Origin of the sequence: Mesorhizobium sp. M2A.F.Ca.ET.043.05.1.1, assembly GCF_003952445.1 — a bacterium.
GTDB lineage: Bacteria > Pseudomonadota > Alphaproteobacteria > Rhizobiales > Rhizobiaceae > Mesorhizobium.
This window is the reverse complement of the sequence record NZ_CP034446.1, coordinates 88,143-109,898: the sequence shown is the minus strand read 5'-3', so window position 1 is coordinate 109,898 and position 21,756 is coordinate 88,143. Positions and strand designations below refer to the sequence as shown.

Sequence of the window (21,756 nt, the reverse complement as noted above, 5' to 3'; positions counted from 1 at the left end):
GACTTACGGACTACACCACGTGAACGACAGCTTCGCGCCTTATTTCAGCCGTTCAGACACAATGGTCAGTGTCCCAAAAGCTGTCATCGAGTTGAGCGCCATAAAACTCGAATACGACGGCAACGCCAGCCTGCGGTTACCTAAAGGCCGGAAGCCGATAAACGAGCTTATGACGGGCACTTTGGAAGCTGGTGGTCCTTCCGACATTAAATCGACGGGAACCCCCGGCTCTTACTTCCTAGATGGCGGAAGCCGAGACGCCGAGACATTTCGACCGGTGGAGTAATCGGCCACCGCATCGAAAGACTTAAGCGCGACAAATTGCATCTTTCACTACGCATCAGGCAAATTGCCACTGTCGGAAGCACAGTTCGGGAATGCGTCATGTATCAGCACCTACAGCTGTCACCCGGCAGTGCCGGGTGACAGATTCTCCGTCCGACGTTGATGACGGTCGTGGTCCGGTCGATGTCGTCAAGATCTGATGAACGAGAGCAGGTCGGGATTGAGGACATCCGCATGCGTGGTCAGCATGCCATGGGGGTAGCCGGGGTAGGTTTTCAGCGACCCGTTCTTGAGCAGGTCGACCGCACGCGGCACGGAACTTGCGAACGGGACGACCTGATCGGCCTCGCCATGCATCACCAGCACCGGCACGGTGATCTTCTTGAGGTCTTCGGTGTAATCTTCGAGCCAGGAGTCGACTGTTGCGTAGTGCGCCAACGCGCCGCCGGCCATGCCTTGGCGCCACCAATTCGCAATCACTGCCTCCGAAGGTTTGGCTCCGTCCAGCTTGTAGCCGTAGAATGGATTCTCAGGGACGAAACGGAAGAACTCTGCCCGGTTGCCCAGCACGCCTGCCCGGATCGCTTCGAACCATTCCGGCGGTTGACCGGCGGGGTTGTTCTCGCTCCGATACATGTTCGGCGTCAGCGAAGCGACCAGTACCGCCTTCGCGACGCGCTCCTGATAGCGGGCGACGTAGCGAGCTACCTCGCCGCCACCTGTCGAGTGCCCGATATGGATCGCGTCGCGAAGGTTGAGGTGTTCAGTCAGTGCCGCCAGGTCGGCAACCCAGTGGTCCATGTCGTTGCCGGTGCCGGGCTGGTCGGACCGGCCGTGGCCGCGCCGGTCGTGGGCGATCACCCGGTAGCCGTGTCGAAGGAAGAAGGTCATCTGGGCGTCCCAATCGTCCGCCGACAGCGGCCAGCCGTGGCTGAATACGATCGGCTGGCCTGAGCCCCAGTCCTTGTAGAAGATGCTTACGCCGTCTGAGGTTTTGATCGTAGGCATTGAGTCGCTCCTTCTCAAATTGGGCACAGTTGAGTGGGGAAATACCTCCGGCGAGGCGTGTTTGATTATATCCCCGAATTGCGACGTTAACTAAATCGCCCTTTTTTCAAAGACAAATACCTTGTATGTTCGAGCTATGCCTTAAAGGTATAGCGAGGACCTGATGGAATTGAGGCATTTGCGCTATTTTGCTGCTGTTGCCGAGGAGGGAAGCTTACTGACCGCAGCCGAACGACGGCTACACACTTCCCAACCCTCCCTCAGCAGGCAAATTCGCGATCTGGAAACCGAAATCGGTGTAAAACTGCTGGAGCGGCAGCCGCGTGGCGTGACGCTCACCGCCGCCGGTAAAGTGTTTCTCGATCATGCTCGGCTGGCACTTCTGCAAGTCGAGGCTGCGATCGAAGGCGCCCGACGGACGGCAGAGCCGAAAAGACCCGCACTCGCTATGGGGTTTCTGGTTGGGCTGGAGGTCACGTGGTTGCCTCACCTGTTGCGCATGATCCGTGAGGAAGCGTCGGAGACTGAAGTCACGCTGTGTAGTCTATCGTCCCCGGAGCTTGCCCTTGCCTTAATGCGCGGGAGATTGGACCTAGCCTTCCTTCGTCCCGAGAAACAGAGTTTGGGCTTATCCTTCAAATTGCTGGCGAAGGAGCCTCTTCTCGCCGTGCTGCCGGCGAGCCATCGCTTGGCATCAAGCAAAAAGATTCGGCCGGAAGATCTCGCCCGCGAAATTTACGTCAGTTCGGCGAGAACGTCTCCAGTATTGCAAGCTGCCATCCAGGAGTACGCATCGAGTACGGGGATCGTGCTCAAGGCAAAATACGAAGGCGAGAACATATCGTCGGCAATGTCGCTTGTCGCATCCACGGGCGGAGTTACTCTTGTCCCGCTTTATGCGCAAAATATGCTCGCACCAAACGTTGTTGCCAGAGCGCTGGAAGGAGTGCCTCCGACAGTTGATCTCACGCTTGGATATAACGAGACAAATACCTCGCCCTTGCTTCGCCGGCTTCTATCGCGTGCGGATGAATTGGTCGAAAACGTGCAAAAACAGAGCATCATAAGATACGCTGAAGTTCCATACTAGATATCGAGCTCCTGCGATTTCTTCTTATTGGGGCGCTACAGAATTGTGTTCCGCATTCTCGAATCTCAGTCAATCGACCCATCTCGACTTCTCCGATTAAGGAACGACAGGCAAAACGGAGTTTCACGCGACGAAGTAATCGATCAGACCTCAATATGCGGTGGACCAGGCAGCGCGGCTTTGGGCTGATGCCGCCAAATTGGCCAGGCCTGCTGCCGATGGAAGAGGTAGATCTAGGACGCTTGCCAGCGGCGCGGCCGCGATCACCTCGGCGGCCGGCTGATCTTTGCGCCTCATCCCGGCCGTTGAGACCGCTTCGCAGATTCCTGGAAGCGGGCCTTGCCGACGATTGGGCTGAAAGGTCGTGGTTGCGCCAAAAACTGACGATCAGCCATTGTCCTGCCGAAGCAGCCTTCGCCGATGTCCTACGGATCGCCGACAGGGCTTGAGATCGAGCAGGTGCTTTGCCGCGAGTTGGGATCAGTGCCCCACCTCTGACAGGGAAGTGCGGCGCGCCGCCCTACGGCGATTTGTGCCGGGCCCGCGCCACCAAGGGTGCGGTCTTTGCGATCTTGGCGGGTTCCCAACTTCGCGATCCGTATGCGCCAGCCTGGCAGAGCTATTCCGGCAGCCCGGCCTTTCGCAAACCTTCTGCAAGCAGAGCCATATCGGCAGGACGGCTAGTTGAAGCGACGTCGGCGAGATTGGAAATTCGCTGGTCGGGATCGAGCCCGAGAATTCGGCTCACGACCTTTTGCGCCTCCTCTGTTCGGCCGGCGTGAGCATAGCTTGCAGCCGCAAAGCGCAACGAGGGCAAAAAGTCCGGTTTTTCCCGCAACGATCTTTCAGCCCAAGTTGATGCCTCCTCAAATCGACCAGCGAAGAGATGAGCCACTGCAGCCGCATTCTGCATGTCGAACATCAGCGGGTCGACTGGGCTCATGCGCATCGCCGTCGCAAGGTGCCGAAGTGAGGTTTCCGTATCGCCAAGGTCGGCTCTGACCCAGCCGCTGAATAGCCACGCGGTAGCCAGGTTCGGATTGAGCGCAAGCGCGCGGTCAATGAACGCTGCCCCGCTATTGTTGTCGCCCACGACGTAGGCGAGCGCGATCCCGCCGCGGGAAAGAGCGATCGCGTCATCCCTGCCCAAATCCATGGCCTTCAAAGCCAGGCGCTCGGTTTCGGCGGTTTCCTGCTTGCGATCCGTCATCCAACCGTTCGCCTTGCGTATGACGGCACACCACGCGGCCATGCCGTATGCGGAGGCAAATTCAGGGTCGAGTTCGATGGCTCTGTAAAACAACTGAAGAGCGTTCACGGTGGATTCCCTGGTCAACTGGTGGAGGCTTGCTATCCCGCGCAGATAGTAGTCGTAAGCGTCAAGATGTTCGGTCGGCTTGCGCTTGGCCCGCTCGATCTCTGCCTGTTCCAGCTTCGGAGCGATCGCTCCGACGACGCTCCGGGTCACTTCCTCCTGCAGATCAAAAACATCCTCCAGCCCGCCGTCGAAACGGTCGGCCCATAGATGTGCTCCTGTTGTCGCGTCGATAAGCTGACCGGTGATGCGGACCCTGCTCGCCGCCTTGCGGACGCTCCCTTCAAGCACGTAGCGCACACCAAGCTCGCGTCCGACCTGCTTAATGTCCACGGCCCGGCCCTTGTAGGTAAAGCTCGAGTTGCGCGCGATGACGAACAGCCAGCGCGTCCGGGAGAGCGCGGTGATGATCTCCTCGACCATCCCGTCAGCGAAGTAGCCCTGCTCGGGGTCGCCACTCATGTTGTCGAATGGCAAGACCGCGATGGACGGTTTGTCGGGAAGCGCCAGCATATCCCTTGTGGAGAATACCGAAGTGGGTTTCGCCCGACTGACCCGATAGGCGCGCACCGCTTCCATGATGTTGTGGACCTGATGGCTACCGAGATCGGTGTAGTTGTAGTCTAGTTTGCCTTTGACCTGCTCGTAGACGTTGCTCGCGACGCAGATGCCGCCAGGTTCTGCAAGCTTCTCGAGCCGCGCGGCGATGTTCACGCCATCACCGTAGATCGTATCGTCCTGCGCGATCACGTCGCCCAAATTCACACCCATGCGGAAAGCCATGCGCTTGTCTTCGGGCAAACTTGCATTGTGAGCGGCCAATCCCTCCTGGGCTTCGACCGCACACTGCACCGCGTGGACTGCGCTGGCGAATTCGACAAGAAGGCTGTCGCCAGCCGAACCGACGATGCGTCCGCGCGACTCTTTGATCTTGGGCTCGATAACTTCGGCGCGAAGCCTCTTCAGATGCGCAAGCGTGCCAGCCTCGTCGGCTCCCATGAGACGGCTGTAGCCGACGACGTCGGCTGCAAGGATTGCGGCAAGGCGTCGCTCCATGCTTGTGTCCTGCCTCTTGCGTGGGTCGAAGCTCCGGGCGGAGAGCGTATTCTAGTCCTAACTCGAATGCGAGCGTGCAGTGCCGGCGCGCCGACAGCGATCAATCACCACGCCCCTGGGCCACTCACACGGCGTCGTCTTTGGTCCGATCGCCGGTGCTGCCGAAGGGCTGCTTTGGATCAGGGCACGACGATATCCCCTTCAGCCGAACGTCCGCTTTGACATCCGCGGCCTCGAAGCTGCCCGTCTCTTGCCGGCCCCAAAGGCCACTTCAGAACATCTGCTCGGGAAACACCCCTCGTGGCGCGAGCAGATAACCGATCCATACATCCGCATTCCGCCTCCCTTTTCGCGCAAGCCTGCCACAAGCTTGTTCAGTCATGTTGGGGATAACAAAACCGGCAAAGGGCGGACTTTCTTGGCCATTTCCCCACCCAGCGACATCGTCATGGACGTTGCCCGCGCAGCCGAGCCGGCCGATGTCGAGGCCGCGCGCGCGGCGCTCGCAAGAAGGGCGAATGGCACTTCGGCACCGTTCTCTGTCGATCCCTCCGCCACGGTCGATGCCGGCTCCGTGCTCTCGCGCGCCACGGCCGACAAGGCGGAAGCCGCCAATCCCGCGAAGAAGTTCCAGCGCTTCGAGGCGATGGTGCTGACGACCTTCATTCAGAACATGATGCCCAAGGACACCGAGGGCGTTTACGGCAAGGGCCTTGCCGGCGACATGTGGAAGTCGCAGCTCGCCGAGAAGGTGGCCGATGTCATGGCCGCGCATGGCGGCATCGGCATCGCCCGATCCATGCTTGCCGACCACTATCTCGACGGCAAGCACAAGCTGCCGGTGGGCCCCGTTGCCGGCGGACCGCAGAAAGCGGAGATCGACCAGCAAACCAGGCTTTCGACCTCGATGGTCGAGGAGCTTGAGCGCAAGGCCGCACGGTCGATGACCGGCGACGACACAACCATAAAAACGGACATCAAGATCTAGGGACCTACATGGCCGACCAGACGGACCTTTACAACCTTCCCGCGCGCGCCAATGCATTGGACGCGCCCGCCGCCGCACGACCAGGCAACCTCGCCGCCATCATCGGCCGCATCGAGGAAGTCGTGGACGAAGAGACCGCCGGCATCCGCAGCGGAACGGCCTATGACCTCAAGGCCTCGAACGCGCGCAAGAGCCGGTATCTTTACGAGCTGAACCGGGCGCTCAAGGGCGCCAACGAGATCGAGTTCCTCGAGCAGCATCGCGAGGGTCTGCTCAGGCTGCGCCAGAAACTGGCCAAGAACGAAGCGGCGATCCTTGCCCATCTCAACGCCGTCAACGAGGTCGCCACGCTTCTGAGGAACGCCATTCAGCGAGCCGATACGGACGGTACCTATTCGGCCGCCGAGTTCGGCATGGCCCGAGCCTGATCGAGATGATCTGGGCGCAAGGAAAGACCCGGTGATAAGATTTGTCGCCGCCGCGCTGTGGATTTGCGCCGTGACGCTCGGCGCGGTCTTTTATTCCTTCCAGGCGGCCAGCCAACGCGGCGCGGCCGAACCGCCGAAGCCGATGCTGGGCGGCCTCGACTACGTCAAGACCGACATGATCTCGGTGCCGCTGCTGCGCGATGGCACGATCGACGGCTATTTCCTCACCAAGCTGGTCTATACCGTTGAGCCGGAGCAGATGAAGAAGCTGTCGGTCCCGGCGCAGGCGTTGATGACCGACCAGGTCTATTCCTATCTCTATTCCAATCCGCAGATCGATTTCACCAAGAAGGAATCGATCGATCTCGACGCCTTCCGAAAGTCGATCCGCGATACCATCAACACCCGCATTGGCGTCGAGCTGGTGCACGACGTGCTGATCGACCAGGTCAACTTCCTCTCCAAGGACGATATCAGGGACAACGCGTTGCGCCGTCGCAGGGGCGCCGGGGAAACCGCGGCGGCAATGACCAAGGCGTTCAAGGCCGCGCCGGAGCATTGATCGCTCGGCACGGATGCCTAGCCGCGCTTAGCCCTGTTGCGACATGACGCATGGTGACCGCGTTGACGTTTACGTCAACTCGAAGCTATATGCGCGGTGACAGGCGACCGCGCAGGCGCGGCGCATCTACCTCGCCCAGCGGCCAAGCGCCGATGCGCGTCAACGCAACCAACGAGGAGAACAGCCATGGGCGTTCAGGAGATTGCCGACAAGATCAGGTCGCGCGTGGCAAGCGCGGGCTTCGAGCATTCGGTCAAGTTCGACACCGGCAGCGACGGCGTCATCGTCATCGACGGTGCGACCGTCTCGACCACCGATGCGCCGACCGACTGCACCGTGAAGCTGTCGCTCGACGATCTGGATTCGCTGATCGCCGGCGACCTCAACCCGACCATGGCCTTCATGGCCGGCAAGCTAAAGGTCGAAGGCGACATGACGGTCGCCATGGCGCTCAGCCAGCTGCTCGGCTGATCGTTCGCAAGAAACAAGGCCGCCCGTCGGGCGGCCTTGTTTCTGTCGAATAATAGGCGTCAGGCGACGAAGCCCGGCGCCTGCCCCTTGATCTTGCGACCAGCGGCCTTGATTGTGCCCTTGACGCCATCCAGCGCGCCGTCCTTCAGCTCCAGCGCCAGAAGCCGGTGCCGCTCATAGGGGCCAGGCATGGCGAGCGCTCCGGTGCGGTCGGCCGAGAAGCCGAACCGTCCGTAATAGGGCGCATCGCCGACGAGCAGGATCGCGCCATGGCCGAGCCGCGCGGCCTCGGCGATCGCATGCCGCATCAGCGCCGAGCCGATGCCGCCGCTCTTCAAGCCAGGCTCGACCGCCAGCGGGCCAAGCAGAAGCGCTGGCGGACCGCCCTCGCCCAGCCTCACATCCCAAAGCCGCACCGTGCCGACGACCACGCCCGACGCATCGCGGGCGACGAAGGCCAGTCCCTCCGAGGGCCGGCGGCCGCGCCGCAGCTTCTCGGACGACTTCTTCCTGCGCTTCGGCCCCATGGCGCGGTCGAGCAGCGCTTCGCGCGCCGTGGTGTCGATGACGGATTCGGCGACGATCGCAAACGCGCGAGCAATCTCCCCCTCGAGGGGAGATGTCGCCGCAGGCGACAGAGGGGTCGCCGCGCGTGAAGCGCCAACATCTTTCTGCCGCAAGAGGTCGAGTCCGGTCGAACCGACCCCCTCTGGCCTACCGGCCATCTCCCCTCAAGGGGGAGATTCCGCACACGCCACTGTCGATGATGAAATTTGCCAAGTCCATATCCGCGATCCTTCACGAGCGGAGATCTGTTCCACAAGCGAGCCCGGGCGGGCGACAGGCGCTCGCGCCGGTTGATCTGAGCGGTTCTTGCGAACGGCTCAGATCACGTAGGATCGGAGAGGCTCGAAGCCGTTGAAGGCGACCGCCGAGTAGGTGGTCGTGTAGGCCCCGGTGCCCTCGATCAGCACCTCGTCGCCGATGGTCAGCGACAAGGGCAGCGGATAAGGCGTCTTCTCATACATCACGTCGGCCGAATCGCAGGTCGGGCCGGCGAGCACGCAAGGCGCGGTCTCCGAGCCGTCGTGGCGGGTGACCAGCGGATAGCGGATCGCCTCGTCCATCGTCTCGGCGAGACCGCCGAACTTGCCGATGTCGAGGAACACCCAGCGCACATTGTCGTTGTCGGCCTTCTTGGAGATCAGCACGACTTCCGACTTGATGACGCCGGCATTGCCGACCATGCCGCGGCCCGGCTCGATGATGGTCTCGGGCAGCGCGTTGCCGAAATGCTTGCGCAGCGCCGAGAAGATCGCCTGGCCGTAGGCTTGGGCGGCGGGCACGTCCTTCAGGTAACGGGTCGGGAAACCGCCGCCCATGTTGACCATCTTCAAGACGATGCCTTCCTCGGCGAGCGTCGCGAACACCTTCTTGGCGTCGCCCAGCGCGCGGTCCCAGGCCGACAGGTCGGTCTGCTGCGAGCCGACATGGAATGACACGCCATAGGCGTCGAGGCCGAGGCCCTTGGCATGGCGCAGCACGTCGACGGCCATCGCGGGCACGCAGCCGAACTTGCGCGACAGCGGCCACTCGGCGCCCTCGCCGTCGGTCAGCACGCGGCAGAACACGCGCGAGCCGGGGGCGACGCGGGCGATCTTCTCCACCTCCTCGACGCAGTCCACGGCGTAGAGGCGAATGCCGAGCTGGTAGGCGCGTGCGATGTCACGCTCCTTCTTGATGGTGTTGCCGAAGGAAATGCGATCGGCCGGCGCGCCGGCATCCATCGCCATCTCGACCTCGGCAACCGATGCGGTGTCGAAGGACGAGCCTATCGCAGCAAGGAGGCGCAGGATCTCCGGCGCCGGGTTTGCTTTCACCGCATAATAGATTTTGGAATCGGGCAGCGCCTTCTCGAAGGCGCGGAAATTGTCGCGCACGACATCGAGGTCGACGACGAGGCAGGGACCGTTCGGACGTCGGGTGGCGAGGAAGTCAAGGATGCGCTGGGTGGCCATCGGGGTCTCTCCATAACGCCTTTCGGCGCGCACAAAGGCTGCAGAACGCGGGCGCTCAGCCTCGCGAACTCGCGGTCAAACAAAGGCGGGACGTCAAATCCATGGAACCAGCCGGTGGAGACCCCGGAACCATGAAATGCCGTCTCGCGGCGATGAACCTTGGCCTTGCCCGGCCTCGGTTCGCTTTGTCTGCCTTGGCTTGGATGGGAGAGCCCCGTCCGCACTGCCGGCAATGAAGGTGTGCCTCTTTAGTAACCCCGGTCTTTGGACAACCGGAAGAGAACCAGAAAGGCCCGCACCGTCGTTGCTTCAAGGTGTCCTCGGTCTTGTGGTTGGCCACTGACCGACTGGAGGGTTGGCTCCAGTTACCTTACCGATTGCCCTCACCATTCGACGATCGGCGGACACCCACAGGCACGTGCGACTTTGGGCAAGCGCGATATAGGAGCGAAGGGTTTCACAATCAATAAAAATCGTAAGCCCAGGTTGTAAAATTTCTGGCATCGAACAATGTTGGTCCGACTGTATCCGGAAATCGAACGATGCCAGGAACTCAAGGACCGCTAAACGCCTTCCTCGATCTGCGCCAAATGCCTGTGGCGAATGCGGAATTGGGACCGCTCGCCGGCCTGCGCCTGGCCGTCAAGGACATCTATGACGTCGCCGGCTACCGCACCGGCTGCGGCAACCCGCAAAAATACGAGGAGGCGCATGCCGCCTCGCGCACGGCGCGAACGGTGCAGGCCATCCTCGACGCCGGCGCGCGATTCGTCGGCAAGACCCAGACCGACGAGCTGGCCTTCTCGCTGTTCGGCCAGAACGCGCATTTCCCATACCCGGTCAATCCCGCCGCGCCCGATCGCGTCACCGGCGGCTCCTCTTCCGGCTCGGCGGCCGCGGTTGTCGGTGGGCTGGCGAACATCGCCACCGGCTCCGACACCGGCGGCTCGATCCGAGCGCCGGCGAGCTTCTGCGGCCTGATCGGGCTACGCACCACCCATGGCCGCATTTCGCTCGACGGGGCGATGAAGCTGGCATTGAGCTTCGACACGTTCGGCTGGTTCGCCGACGACATCGAGACCTATGAGATGGTAGGCAAGCTTCTGCTCGGCCGCGACCCGCATCAGCACCCGCTCAACCGCCCGCTGTCGATCCGCTGGCTGGACGCCTTCGTCATGGGTCCGGCGGAGGCCGCGCAATATGCGCGCATGAAAGCGCTGGCCGCCTCTGTCATAGGCCAGCCTGTGGAGACCGAATATGCCTTCGCCTCGCTCCCCGACGAGCTTTACTGGTGCTTTCGCCGCCTGCAGGCCTTCGAGGCCTGGCGTGAGCATGGCCCTTGGATTTCGGCCGGCGGTCGCCTCAGCCCGGGCGTCGAAGAGCGTTTTGCCTTCGGCCGCACCATAGATGCCAAAACTGCCGCCGCCGAAGCGGCGCGGCGGCTGGCTTTCCGGGCCGAGCTTGGCGCCCTGCTTGGCAATGACGGCTTTCTGGTCCTGCCCACCGTTCCCGGCGCGGCGCCGCTCGCCGCCAGCACCCCGGAACAGTTCCAGGCCTACCGCGAAAGGGCGCTGCATCTCTTATGCCTTTCGGGTCTTTCGGGCTTTCCGCAGATCACCTTGCCGATCGGCTCCGTCGACGGCGCACCTTTCGGCCTGTCGCTGCTCGGGCCTTCCGGCAGCGACGTTGCCCTGATACGGCTCGGCCGCAAGATTCTCGACGCGGCACGAAAGGTCTGACCATGGATACATTGACCCGCATGCGCGCCTTCATCGACGTGGTCGAGGCGGAGGGCTTTTCGGCCGCGGCGCGCAAGATCGGCCGCTCCAAGGCGCTGTTGTCGAAATATGTGCGCGAGCTGGAGGATGAGCTCGGCGCGCTGCTCTTGAACCGCACCACGCGCCAGTTCTCGCTGACCGAGGCCGGCCACACTTATTATCAGCGCGCCTCGGAGATCGTGCGCGAGGTCGACAGCCTTGCCGAGGCGGTGCGCCAGTCTTCCGGCGACGTCCGCGGCAGGATCAAGCTGTCTGCCGCCCGCACCTTCGCCGACGCGCCGATCGGTCAGTCGCTGATCGACTTTACCAGGCAGCATCCCGACATCGTGCTCGATATCCATCTCGACGACCGCTTCGTCGACCTTGTCGAGGAGGGTTTCGACCTTGCCGTGCGCATCTCGCGGCTGGAGAACTCCTCGCTCATCGCCAGGCGGCTGGCGCCGTTCTCGGTCAGGCTGTGCGCGTCGCCGGAGCTGATCGCCAAGCATGGCGCGCCGACGCGCCCGCAGGATCTCGCCAACCTGCCCTGCATCGTCGACACCAACGGCCGCTCGCTGGCCAACTGGCGCTTCAAGGGCGAAGGCGAGGAATCCATCAGCGTCGCCGTTTCCGGGCCTATCGAGGTCAACAGCCCGATCGTGGCGAGAGCCGCCGCGCTCTCCGGCCTGGGTTTCGCCATGCTGCCCGATTTCATCGCCGCCCCCGACGTCGCGTCCGGCAAGCTGGTCACAGCGCTCGACGATCGCCTCCTGTCGGGCACCGGCATCTTCGCCGTCTACCCGCACCGCCGCTATCTGCCGGCCAAGGTAAGGGTCTTCGTCGACTTCCTCGTGCACTGGTTCCGGACGCGCGACACCGTCTGACGCATGTCGCCCCGGACCTGTATAGCGGCGCGCATCAAAACCAACGTGAAGCGGGCGTCCCAATTTCGCCCGCTTTATGTCAACCCTCGGGACCGCTCCCGAAGTCAATGGAATCGCGGCACGGAATGCATCTGAAACGGCAAGCAACCATACTGGCTTCGGCCCTCGCGGCCACATTGGCCTCGGTCGAGCAGGCTGAAGTCCATCCGCATGTCTTCGCCGAAGCGCGGCTCGACGTCATCCTCAGCCAGGATCACCAAAGTGTGACGGCGCTGCGCCACCTTTGGCGCTTCGACGACCTGTTTTCGAGTACAGTGATGATGGAGTTCGACAAGAACTCCGATCTGAAGCTTGACGACAAAGAGCTCAAGGAAGTGGCCGACACCGTCCATTCCTCGCTGGCCGAGTTCAACTACTTCCAGCTCGTCACCCAGGACGGCAAGGACGTGCCCATGGTGCCGCCGCCGCATCTGATGGCGAATTTCGACAATGACCAGCTGATCATCCTGTTCGAGTCGCAGCCCAAGACGCCGATCAAGCTTGCCGGCAAGATCGACATCGGCGTCTACGATCCGACCTTCTACACCGCGATCGACTTCACCGACGACGCCAACATGACCGTCGAAGGCCTGCCCTCGACCTGCGCCAAGAAGGTCATCCGTCCGGATCCGGACGAGGCGATCAAGGAAAACCAGAAGACCCTGACGGACGCGTTCTTCAACGATCCGACAGGCACCGACATGAGCAAGATCTTCGCCACCAAGCTCGAATTGGACTGCCCGCCGGAAGGATGATTTGGTGATGAAACCGTCGTTACGCGCAAGCAGGTTCCGCAAAAGTGTCGCACGGTTTTGCGAGCGGAACCTGCGGCAGACAAGGGAATCCAAGCGGATATTCGTGGGGCATCCCACGAATATCCGCTTGGCGCTTGGCCTGCTGGCCGCCACCTTGGTGATCGCCCACCTGCCCGGCGCCGCGCATGCCCAAAGCTCGCTCGGCATTGGCACCAATGACGGCATGGCGCCGACCACCACAGGTCCGTTCGCCCACATCCTGATGTGGATCAATCTCAGGCAGCAGGAATTCTACCATTCGCTGGCGGCGGCCATGAAGGCGATGCGCCAGGACGGCAGCAAGCTCTGGCTGCTGATCGGCCTGTCTTTCGCCTACGGCATCTTCCATGCCGCCGGCCCGGGCCACGGCAAGGCGGTGATCTCATCCTACATGGTCGCCAATGAAGTGGCGCTGAAGCGCGGCATCCTGCTTTCCTTCGTTTCGGCGCTGCTGCAGGGCCTGACGGCGGTGGTCGTCATGATGCTTGCCTATTTCGTGCTGCGCGGCACCGCCATCTCGATGACCGACGCCGCCTGGTTCCTCGAAATCTCCAGCTTTGTGCTGGTCACCTTGTTCGGCGCTTGGCTCTTATGGCGCAAGCTCGGTCCATCGGTGCTCCGCCTGTTCGGCAGAGCGCCCGCCTACAGCCTGTCGGCCGCCCACGCCGCCCATTCTCATGGCGGACATTCCCACGCTCACGCTCACGCGCATTCCCATGCCGGCCACTCTCATGCGCACGCGCACGCCGCGCATTCTCATACCCTCCACGTGCATGACGATCATGACCATGCACATAGCCATGATCACGGCGCGCACGATCTTCACCATCACGACCATGCCACGCACAGTCACAGTCATGAACATCAGCATCACGACCATGGCCCGGGCGAAGTCTGCGAGACCTGCGGCCATTCGCATGCGCCGGATCCGGCGATGCTGTCGGGCGACCGCTTCGACTGGAAGACCGCTTGGTCGGCGGTCGCCGCCGTCGGCATCCGCCCCTGCTCCGGCGCGCTGATCGTGCTGAGCTTCGCGCTGCTCAACGGATTGTGGCTCGGCGGGCTGCTGTCGGTGCTGGCAATGTCGATCGGCACCGCGATCACTGTCTCGGCGCTGGCGACGATCGCCGTGCTGGCCAAGAATTGGGCTGTCTACTTCGCCGGCGACGGCCGCATCGGCAACCGCATCCATTCCATCGTCGAGATCGGCGGCGCCGCCTTCATTTTCATCGTCGGCTTGCTGCTTCTGTCGGCCAGCCTGTCGGGCGGCGTCTGAAGTGCCGACGATGGAGGAAGAACGCGCGCGGCCGTCAATGTCAGGCTGGCCGATCCCGAGGCGGTCGCCGGACTGGCGGTGATCGCGTTTATGGCCTGGACAGCTTCGATGTCATCCGGTTGCGCAAGCGGAACAGCTGTCGGTATGCAATGCAATAATGGAGGGGGCGCCTTCGCGCGGCGTCCGGTCCAACTCAGAGCCAGCCCATGCGCACCGCGGCGGCAATTCTTTCATTATCGCCATTGGCCAGAAGGTCGATCAGCAGGCCGCGTATCGTTGCGAGTATACGGGTAGCCCGCGCCTCGGCCTCGGCTCGCAGGAGCTGCGTCTGGGTGTCGATCAGCAGGTCCAGCCAGTCCTGGGCCGCTTCCGCCGCGAATCCCGCCCACGGACCGGGCTTACGGCTGAAAGAAAGCAGGAACGCCTCATAGGTGAGCCTGACCATCGGGCGTTGCTCGGGCGCGGACATCCAGGCCCACAGTCGCCCCGCCGTTTCTTCGAGACCATGGCTTCGACCCTCAGCCGCGAGCGCGACAGTCAGTTGCGCGATCTGTTCGGTGCGCGCCCGGACCAGCAATTCGCGCAGCAGCTTCTCCTTGCTACCGAACAGATAGAGCAGCACACGGGGACTGGAGCCGATGGCGGCCGCCAGCGGGCGCAACGACAATCCATTGAGGCCATGGTCGAGCACATAGGCATAGCTGGCATCGAGCAGTTCCGCCCGCCGGAGGGAAGGTTCGGCAGTCACCGCTTCATGCCCGGCCATCTTGCGCTCCTTTCATGCCCGCTGTAATACCTAACTGAAACGGTCGTTTCAGTCGAGGTATCCGATGGCGCGCAGCATGAGCTTCTCGCTTGCCGGTCGAACCGCCCTGGTGACGGGATCGGTGCGTGGGCTCGGGTTCGAGATGGCGCGCGGCCTAGCCGAAGCCGGCGCCCGCGTGATCCTGAACGGGCGCGAGCCCGCCACGCTCGAGGCAGCCGTCGCCGGAATGCGGGACCAGGGTCTGGACGCGCATGGCGCGCCGTTCGACGTCACTCGGCGCGACGCCGCGCAGCAGGCGATTGCCGGGCTGGGCGACATCGACATCCTCGTCAACAATGTCGGCCGCCGCGATCGCCGCGGCTTCGACGCCATGTCGCCGGAGGAATTCGGCGCCATGCTCAACGGCCACCTGGTTTCCGCCTATGCGATAAGCCAAACGATCGCCCGTGCCTTGATCCGCCGCGGCGCGCCGGGCCGGATCATCAATGTTTCCTCAGTCATCGCGCAACTCGGCCGGGCGGGAGACGTCGCCTATCCCGCAGCCAAGGCCGGTATCGACGGCCTGACCCGGGCGCTCGCCGTCGAACTCGGCGGCCACGGGATCACCGTGAACGCCGTCGCCCCCGGAACCTTCGCGACCGAGGTGAATGCCGGCCTCGCCGAGGATCCGGATTGGGCGCGCTGGCTGAAGACACGCACGGCGCTCGGCCGCTGGGGAAAGCCGGAGGAGATCGCCGGCATCGTGGTTTTTCTCGCCAGCGACGCGGCTTCCTTCGTCACCGGCCAGACAATCGCCGTGGACGGTGGCATCACCACGACGTTTTGACAGCGCAGGTGACTGGGCGTCCCCTCGCCTTCGCTCCCTACGGTCGAATTAGTTGCAGAGAAGCGGGTAACGGTTATCTCGGGAAAGCCGTGACCCTTTAGAGTTCAACCTAAGCGACCGTTTTGCCGAGCTCATCTTCGATATGAGCTTGGATGATCTCATCGAAGTTCTTCTCGGCGGCAAAGCCGAGCTCACGCGCCCGCCTTGCCTCGAACCGCGTCGGCCAGCCTTTGACGATCGCCCAGATCGTTTCGTCGGGCTGCTCGCGGATGCGCTTTGCGACCTCGGCGCCGGCAATGCGCTCCAGCGCCTCGATCTGCTCGCCGACGGTGACGGCGACTCCGGGCATGGTGAGGTTACGACGCGGTCCGACCTTGTCGCCGTCGATTTCGGCCGCATGGATGAGGAAATTCACTGCCGAGCGCGGGCTGGCATGGGTGTGCAGCACCGAGCGCGGCACCGGCAGGATCGCCTCCTGCCCGGCGAGCGGCTCGCGGATGATGCCTGAGAAGAAGCTGGAGGCCGCCTTGTTCGGCTTGCCGGGGCGCACGCAGATCGTCGGCAGCCGGATGCCGATGCCGTCGAAGAAGCCGCGCCGTGTGTAATCGGCGAGCAGCGCTTCGCTCATCTGCTTCTGCGTGCCGTATGAGGTGAGCGGCGTCGGATGGAATTCGTCCGGAATGACATCCGGAAAGGGCGCGCCGAAGACCGCGATCGACGAGGTGAACACAAGGCGCGGCGCGAAGGCCGCCAGCCGCACCGCGTCGAACAGCGCCCGCGTGCCGTCCAGATTGACCCGGTAGCCGAGATCGAAATTGGCTTCCGCTTCGCCCGAGACGATGCCCGCCAGGTGGAAGATCACGTCCGGGCGCGGAGCCACGAGGGCCGCCATGGCGCCGGGCGCGGATAGATCGCCGGTGTGGATCGAGACATCGACGCCTGTGAGCGGCGGCGGCTGCGGCGCCACGATGTCATGCAGGTCGAGCGCCGTGATCTTGCGCCCGCGCAAGGCGCCGTCCCTGGCCAGCCGCGCGATAAGCTTGCGGCCCACCATGCCGGCCGCGCCCGTGATCAGAATTCTCATCTTCAGAGACCTTTCTTGCGTTGGCTGCGTCCGCGCAGCCATAGGACGACGAACAGCCCGACCATGAAGACCACCGCGATCACGGCCGCCAGCACCGTCGATACCTTGCCCGCGGCCAGCATGATGGCCGGCAGGAAATAGGCGGCGAGACCGAACACGAGCAGTATCACAGCCGCGGCAATCGCCGCGTTGCGTGTGTCACGATCCATCAGCAGGCTTTCCTGGCTTCGAGGCTGTTAGGCATAATCGTGATCAGTGATAGTGCCGGCGATCGGCGGGCGCGCCATGCGTATGATCGTGATCATGGTGATGGCCATGCTCGTCATGACTGTCGGCGCATTGTCCGAATTCCGGTTCGACGGTGGCATGATCGATGCCGTGCTTGGCGGCAAGCCGTTTCTTGATGGCGCTCACCGCTACATGCGGATCGACGCCGTCATTCAGGCAGGCATGCAGCGTCGCCATGTTGGAGGTGCCGTCGAGCGACCAGACATGCATATGATGCACCTCGCGCACGCCCTTGACCGCGCCTTCGATGTCCTTGGCGATCACGTCGCGATCGAGGCTTGCCGGCACGCCTTCGAGCAGGACATGCGCCGCCTCGCGCATCAAAGACCATGCCGTCGACAGGATCAGCAGCGACACAAGGACGGAGAGGATAGGATCGATCGGCGTCCAGCCGGTTGCCAGGATGATGAGGGCTGCCGCGATTGCCGCGGCGGAGCCCAGCAGGTCGCCCAGCACATGCAGGATCGCGCCGCGCATGTTCAGGCTCTCGCGGTCGCCGCCATGCAGCACGAAGAAGGAGGCGATGTTGACCAGCAGGCCTGCCACCGCCACCACCAGCATCGGCCCGCCAAGCACGGGCGCCGGGTTCATCAGCCGCCCCCAGGCCTCGTAGACGATCCACAGCGCGATGACGAAGATGGCGATGCCGTTGGTGTAGGCGACCAGCGTCTTCACCCGGCCGAAGCCATAGGTCAGACGGCCGGTGGCCGGGCGTCCGGCGAGATGGAAAGCGTACCAGGCAAGACCGAGCGCGATCGAATCGGCAAGCATATGGCCGGCGTCCGCGAGCAGCGCCAGCGATCCGGTGAGCAGACCGCCGAACGCCTCGGCGACCATGAAGCCGCCGGTCAGGCAGGCCGCGACCAGCACCCGATTCTTGTCGGTCGAGCCATGCACATGCCCAGCGCCGTGGCTATGACCGGCGGAACCGTGATCATGCGAACCGTGCGCCATCGTCAAACTCCTGTTACGCTCCGAAGTCGGCGCGAAAATCCTCAAGCCGCCGCTTTTGGCCGCCTTCGTCATCGAAATTCGCTGGATCGAGCCAGCCTTCATAGGCTTTGCGCAAGGCCGGCCACTCCTTGTCGATGATCGAATACCACGCCGTATCGCGGTTTTCACCTTTGACCACAAGGTGCTGGCGGAAGATGCCTTCGAACTTGAAGCCGAAGCGCTCGGCAGCGCGCTTCGAGGGCTCGTTGCGGTTGTTGCATTTCCACTCGTAGCGGCGGTAGCCGAGATCGTCGAAGAGATATTTCGCAAACAGGAACTGCGCCTCGGTCGCCGCCGGCTTGCGCGAGATCAGCGGACCCCAATAAATGTTGCCGATTTCACCGACGCCGTTGGCGGCGTCGATGCGCATCAGCGTCTGGCGTCCGGCGATCTTGCCGCTCGCCTTGTCGATGACGGTGAAGAACAGCGGATCCTCGCTGGCTTCCGCCTTGTCGAGCCAGGGCTGGAAGGCTGCGCGGGTTTCCGGCGGGTAGTCGGGCAGCCAGGCGAAACGTCCGCCGACATCGGAAACCGAGGAGGCCTCGTAGAGGCCGTCGCCATGTTTTGCCGCGCTCAGCGGCTCGAGCCGGACGGTGCGGCCCTCGATCGCCTTGCGCTCCGGCCGTGGGCGCGGCTGCCAATTCTTCAGATCTTCCGACACCGACCCCTCCAATCCGTTGACTTTTCCCAGCGGACGGTCACAAAAACGGTCGCTCACAGAAAGAACCACAGGGACGGGAAAAATGCTCCACACGATCGCGGCCTTCGACCGTCTTGGCGAGGAAAACGCCTTTGCGGTGCTGGCCAGGGCCACCGCGCTTGCCCATCAGGGCCGCGACATCGTCAATCTCGGCATCGGCCAGCCCGACTTCAAGACGCCGCAGCACATCGTCGAGGCGGCGATCAAGGCGCTGCGCGACGGCCACCACGGCTACACGCCGGCCAACGGCCTGCTCGCCACCCGCGAGGCGGTCGTGCGCCGCACGCTGTCCACCACCGGCGTCGAGGTCTCGCCGGAGAATGTGATGATCCTGCCCGGCGGCAAGCCGACCATGTTCGCCGCGATCCTGATGTTCGGCGAACCGGGCACTGAGATCCTCTATCCAGATCCCGGCTTTCCGATCTATCGCTCAATGATCGAGTTCACCGGCGCCACGCCGGTGCCGGTGCCGATCCGCGAGGAGAACGGCTTTGCCTTCTCGGCCGACGAGACGCTGGCCCTGATCACGCCCCGGACCAGGCTGCTCATCCTCAACTCACCCGCCAATCCAACCGGCGGCGTCACGCCGCGCGCCGAGATCGAGAAGCTGGTCAAGGGCCTGGAGAAGCATCCTGAGGTCGCCGTCATGTCCGACGAGATCTACGACGTCATGACCTATGACGGCGAGAAGCACTGCTCCCTGCTCAACTTCCCCGAAATCCGCGACAGGCTGATCGTGCTCAACGGCTGGTCGAAGACCTGGGCGATGACCGGCTGGCGCATGGGCTGGTCGATCTGGCCGAACGGCGACAAGGGCGCCCATCTCTATGACAAGGTGCGCAAGCTGGCGGTGAACTGCTGGTCCTGCGTCAATGCGCCGAGCCAGTTTGCCGGGATCGCGGCGATCGACGGGCCGCAGGACGATGTCGAGAAGATGATGCGCGCCTTCGACAACCGCAGGAAAATCGTCGTCGAGGGCCTCAACGCGCTCCCCGGCATCTCCTGCATCACGCCGAAGGGCGCCTTCTACGCCTTCCCCAACGTGTCGAAGACCGGCTGGAAGGCCAAGAAGCTCGCCTCGGCGCTGCTGGAGGATGCCGGCGTGGCGCTGATCGGCGGCCCCGATTTCGGCGTGCTCGGCGAAGGCTATATCCGGCTTTCCTACGCCAATTCCGAGGAGAACATCCTGCGCGCGCTGGAGCGGGTCGAGGCGTTTCTAAAGAAGTGAGCCCTCATCCGGTCGCTTCGCGACCACCTTCTCCCCGGTCGGGAGAAGAGGTTGGCGCCAGCGCTGGAGAGCTCCTCTCCCCACCGGGGAGAGGTCGGGTTGCCCCGAATTGCCCTTCGCAATTCGGCTACTGGCAATCCGGGTGAGGGGGACCTGAGCTAACCCCTGCCGACAAACGGCATCTTCGTCGCCATCACCGTCATGAACAGCACGTTGGCGTCGAGCGGCAGGCTGGCCATATGCAGCACCGCGTCGGCGACGCGCTGCACGTCCATCACCGCCTCGGCGGCGATCGAGCCATTGGCCTGCGGCACGCCGACCGTCATCGGCTGCGCCATCTCGGTCAGCGCATTGCCGATATCGATCTGGCCGCAGGCGATGTCGAAGGGCCGGCCGTCGAGCGCCAGCGTCTTGGTGAGCCCGGTGATGGCGTGCTTGGTCGCCGTATAGGGCGCTGAGCCTGGGCGCGGCGCATAGGCCGACACTGAGCCGTTGTTGATGATGCGGCCGCCCATCGGCTTCTGCCTCCGCATCGCGCCGAAGGCGGCGCGCGCGCACAGGAACGAGCCGGTGAGATTGACGCCGACGACGTCGTTCCAGACCTCGACCGGGATCTCGTCGATCAGCGTCGACTTGTAGCCCATGCCGGCATTGTTGAAGAGCAGGTCGACGCGGCCGAAGGCCTCGAGCACAGTCTCGAACATGTCATCGACTTCCGCCGCCTTGCTGATGTCGCAGGCGACGGCCAATGCCTTGGCTTGCGTCTTTCCCGCATCGGCGATCGCCTCTTCCAGCACCGTCTTGCGCCGGCCGCAGAACACCGTGTTCCAGCCTGCCTGGAGCAACGTGGTGGCGACGCTCTTGCCGATGCCGGTGCCGGCTCCGGTAACGATGGCGGTCTTCTCTGCTATGGCGGTCATCGCCGTCCTCCCGGTCATGCTCGGAAAGACGTGGCATCGCAAATGCCGGGGATCATGGCAAGCCGCTATTGGCGACAAACAAGAGGCCAACAAAAAGGGCGGCCATTGGCGACCGCCCCGATCTGAACCGCGCTTGGGAGGAGGATAAGCCGGTCCGACTGATTAGAATGATGCGCTTGCTGGGTTAACGAGAGTTTAAAGACCGGCAAGACGTCGCCTGATGGCGTTTACCACACCGCTTCACCGAGGCGAGCTCGGCGCGCTGCCAGCCGGCACCTTGGCCGCGGAAACGGTCGCCTCGACATGGTCGATCAGCGCATCCGGCAGGCCGAGCCGGCCGGCGAGCAGGTCGAGATAGCCGCGCTCGGCGCGCGTGTCGGGATCGATGGTGAGCCGTGAGGCGGTGTAGAGTTCCAGCTTCTGCGCATCGGTCTTGGCGCCGGCGACCAGCGTGTCGAGATCGAGTGGCCTTTCGAGCTCGGCAAGCAGGAACTTTTCCGCTTCCGCGCCGATGCCGGCGAGCTTGAGCTTGTCGGCGATCTTCTTGCGCTCTTCGTCGTCGATATGGCCATCGGCCTTCGCCGCCGAGATCATCGCCCGGACCAGCGTCAGCGTGAACTCGGCCTCGCCCTGCGGCGCCGCCGCGGGATCGAAAGCGGTATCGGCCGGCGGCGGCAGCAGTTCAGGCTCGCCGGACGCAGGCGCCTGCGCCGGCTCGTTGCCGGCCTTGTAATTCTGATAGGCCTTGTAGGCGAGGCCGCCGATCGCCGCCAGACCGCCGAGCTTGATGGCCGCGCCCGTCACCTGCCGTCCGGTGCCGGTGCCGAGCAGCACGGCGGCAAGCGCTCCGGCAGCCAGCGGATTGTCCTTCGCCATCTGCACCGCCTGCCCCGCCTTGTCGCGAACGGTCGAGCCCGTGCCGGGAACTTGCGAGCCGAGAAGGTCGTCGAGCAGCTTCTTGGGGTCGAGCATCAATGCCT

Annotated in this window: 23 protein-coding genes; 12 read left to right on the top strand and 11 right to left on the bottom strand. The window is 63.4% G+C overall.

Annotation, left to right across the window (positions count from 1 at the left end; all coding sequences use genetic code 11):
- The first annotated feature begins 19 nt into the window (after positions 1-19).
- Positions 20-286: a hypothetical protein gene (locus EJ069_RS00500; RefSeq protein WP_126059598.1), complete on the top strand. Its 267-nt coding sequence runs from the start codon at positions 20-22 to the stop codon at positions 284-286.
- A 188-nt stretch (positions 287-474) separates the two neighbouring features.
- Here the strand turns inward: EJ069_RS00500 and EJ069_RS00495 are convergent, their stop codons facing one another.
- Positions 475-1,293 carry an alpha/beta hydrolase gene (locus tag EJ069_RS00495; protein WP_126059597.1) on the bottom strand — a complete coding sequence of 273 codons (819 nt, stop codon included), beginning with the start codon at positions 1,291-1,293 and terminating at the stop codon, positions 475-477.
- Positions 1,294-1,456: 163 nt separating this feature from the next.
- Here EJ069_RS00495 and EJ069_RS00490 point away from each other — a divergent pair, with 163 nt between their 5' ends.
- Positions 1,457-2,383: a LysR family transcriptional regulator gene (locus EJ069_RS00490; RefSeq protein ID WP_126059596.1), complete on the top strand. Its 927-nt coding sequence runs from the start codon at positions 1,457-1,459 to the stop codon at positions 2,381-2,383.
- A gap of 619 nt (positions 2,384-3,002) precedes the next feature.
- On the opposite strand, the gene EJ069_RS00485 is transcribed toward EJ069_RS00490, so the two are convergent.
- A complete protein-coding gene (locus EJ069_RS00485) occupies positions 3,003-4,754 on the bottom strand; it encodes an adenylate/guanylate cyclase domain-containing protein (RefSeq protein ID WP_126059595.1) in 1,752 nt (583 codons plus the stop codon).
- A 418-nt stretch (positions 4,755-5,172) separates the two neighbouring features.
- Between EJ069_RS00485 and EJ069_RS00480 the strand changes: the two genes are divergently transcribed.
- The 4 genes from EJ069_RS00480 (at position 5,173) to EJ069_RS00465 (ending at position 7,203) form a co-directional block, all read left to right on the top strand.
- Positions 5,173-5,742, top strand: a complete 570-nt coding sequence (locus EJ069_RS00480; RefSeq protein ID WP_245456406.1) for a rod-binding protein — start codon at positions 5,173-5,175, stop codon at positions 5,740-5,742.
- 8 nt (positions 5,743-5,750) lie between these two features.
- The gene (locus EJ069_RS00475; RefSeq protein WP_126059594.1) at positions 5,751-6,170 is read left to right on the top strand and encodes a hypothetical protein; all 420 of its coding nucleotides are present in this window, start codon (positions 5,751-5,753) and stop codon (positions 6,168-6,170) included.
- Positions 6,171-6,201: 31 nt separating this feature from the next.
- A complete protein-coding gene (locus EJ069_RS00470) occupies positions 6,202-6,732 on the top strand; it encodes a hypothetical protein (protein ID WP_126059593.1) in 531 nt (176 codons plus the stop codon).
- Positions 6,733-6,918: 186 nt separating this feature from the next.
- Positions 6,919-7,203, top strand: a complete 285-nt coding sequence (locus tag EJ069_RS00465; protein ID WP_040997164.1) for an SCP2 sterol-binding domain-containing protein — start codon at positions 6,919-6,921, stop codon at positions 7,201-7,203.
- A gap of 59 nt (positions 7,204-7,262) precedes the next feature.
- Here the strand turns inward: EJ069_RS00465 and EJ069_RS00460 are convergent, their stop codons facing one another.
- Together EJ069_RS00460 and odc2 are read right to left on the bottom strand one after the other, a co-directional pair.
- Positions 7,263-7,928, bottom strand: coding sequence for an N-acetyltransferase (locus tag EJ069_RS00460; RefSeq protein WP_126059592.1), 666 nt, complete (start codon positions 7,926-7,928; stop codon positions 7,263-7,265).
- A gap of 159 nt (positions 7,929-8,087) precedes the next feature.
- A complete protein-coding gene (gene odc2, locus EJ069_RS00455) occupies positions 8,088-9,221 on the bottom strand; it encodes an ornithine/lysine decarboxylase (RefSeq protein ID WP_126059591.1) in 1,134 nt (377 codons plus the stop codon).
- A gap of 542 nt (positions 9,222-9,763) precedes the next feature.
- Between odc2 and EJ069_RS00450 the strand changes: the two genes are divergently transcribed.
- From EJ069_RS00450 to EJ069_RS00435, 4 genes are all read left to right on the top strand, one after another.
- Positions 9,764-10,960 (top strand): amidase, encoded by a 1,197-nt coding sequence (locus EJ069_RS00450; protein WP_126059590.1) that lies wholly within the window; start codon positions 9,764-9,766, stop codon positions 10,958-10,960.
- Between the two features lie 2 nt (positions 10,961-10,962).
- On the top strand, positions 10,963-11,862 hold the full coding sequence (locus tag EJ069_RS00445; RefSeq protein ID WP_126059589.1) for a LysR family transcriptional regulator: 900 nt from the start codon (positions 10,963-10,965) through the stop codon (positions 11,860-11,862).
- Positions 11,863-11,987: 125 nt separating this feature from the next.
- The gene (locus EJ069_RS00440; protein ID WP_126059588.1) at positions 11,988-12,656 is read left to right on the top strand and encodes a DUF1007 family protein; all 669 of its coding nucleotides are present in this window, start codon (positions 11,988-11,990) and stop codon (positions 12,654-12,656) included.
- A 103-nt stretch (positions 12,657-12,759) separates the two neighbouring features.
- Positions 12,760-13,971 (top strand): nickel/cobalt transporter, encoded by a 1,212-nt coding sequence (locus EJ069_RS00435; RefSeq protein WP_245456405.1) that lies wholly within the window; start codon positions 12,760-12,762, stop codon positions 13,969-13,971.
- A 193-nt stretch (positions 13,972-14,164) separates the two neighbouring features.
- On the opposite strand, the gene EJ069_RS00430 is transcribed toward EJ069_RS00435, so the two are convergent.
- On the bottom strand, positions 14,165-14,737 hold the full coding sequence (locus EJ069_RS00430; RefSeq protein WP_126059586.1) for a TetR family transcriptional regulator: 573 nt from the start codon (positions 14,735-14,737) through the stop codon (positions 14,165-14,167).
- Positions 14,738-14,801: 64 nt separating this feature from the next.
- Here EJ069_RS00430 and EJ069_RS00425 point away from each other — a divergent pair, with 64 nt between their 5' ends.
- Positions 14,802-15,563, top strand: a complete 762-nt coding sequence (locus tag EJ069_RS00425) for an SDR family oxidoreductase (protein ID WP_126059585.1) — start codon at positions 14,802-14,804, stop codon at positions 15,561-15,563.
- Positions 15,564-15,672: 109 nt separating this feature from the next.
- On the opposite strand, the gene denD is transcribed toward EJ069_RS00425, so the two are convergent.
- Genes denD through EJ069_RS00405 form a run of 4 tightly spaced genes read right to left on the bottom strand, consistent with a single transcriptional unit; the run spans position 15,673 to position 18,589 of the window.
- A complete protein-coding gene (gene denD, locus EJ069_RS00420; RefSeq protein WP_126059584.1) occupies positions 15,673-16,647 on the bottom strand; it encodes a D-erythronate dehydrogenase in 975 nt (324 codons plus the stop codon).
- 2 nt (positions 16,648-16,649) lie between these two features.
- A complete protein-coding gene (locus tag EJ069_RS00415) occupies positions 16,650-16,856 on the bottom strand; it encodes a hypothetical protein (protein ID WP_126059583.1) in 207 nt (68 codons plus the stop codon).
- A gap of 43 nt (positions 16,857-16,899) precedes the next feature.
- Positions 16,900-17,889 (bottom strand): cation diffusion facilitator family transporter, encoded by a 990-nt coding sequence (locus EJ069_RS00410; protein WP_126059582.1) that lies wholly within the window; start codon positions 17,887-17,889, stop codon positions 16,900-16,902.
- Between the two features lie 13 nt (positions 17,890-17,902).
- On the bottom strand, positions 17,903-18,589 hold the full coding sequence (locus EJ069_RS00405) for a GNAT family protein (RefSeq protein ID WP_126059581.1): 687 nt from the start codon (positions 18,587-18,589) through the stop codon (positions 17,903-17,905).
- A gap of 82 nt (positions 18,590-18,671) precedes the next feature.
- Between EJ069_RS00405 and EJ069_RS00400 the strand changes: the two genes are divergently transcribed.
- Complete coding sequence (locus EJ069_RS00400) at positions 18,672-19,856, top strand: pyridoxal phosphate-dependent aminotransferase (protein WP_126059580.1); 1,185 nt, start codon at positions 18,672-18,674, stop codon at positions 19,854-19,856.
- Between the two features lie 158 nt (positions 19,857-20,014).
- On the opposite strand, the gene EJ069_RS00395 is transcribed toward EJ069_RS00400, so the two are convergent.
- A complete protein-coding gene (locus EJ069_RS00395; RefSeq protein WP_126059579.1) occupies positions 20,015-20,776 on the bottom strand; it encodes an SDR family oxidoreductase in 762 nt (253 codons plus the stop codon).
- 240 nt (positions 20,777-21,016) lie between these two features.
- Entirely contained in the window at positions 21,017-21,748 is a 732-nt protein-coding gene (locus EJ069_RS00390; protein ID WP_126059578.1) for a tellurite resistance TerB family protein, read from the bottom strand.
- Positions 21,749-21,756 lie beyond the last annotated feature (8 nt).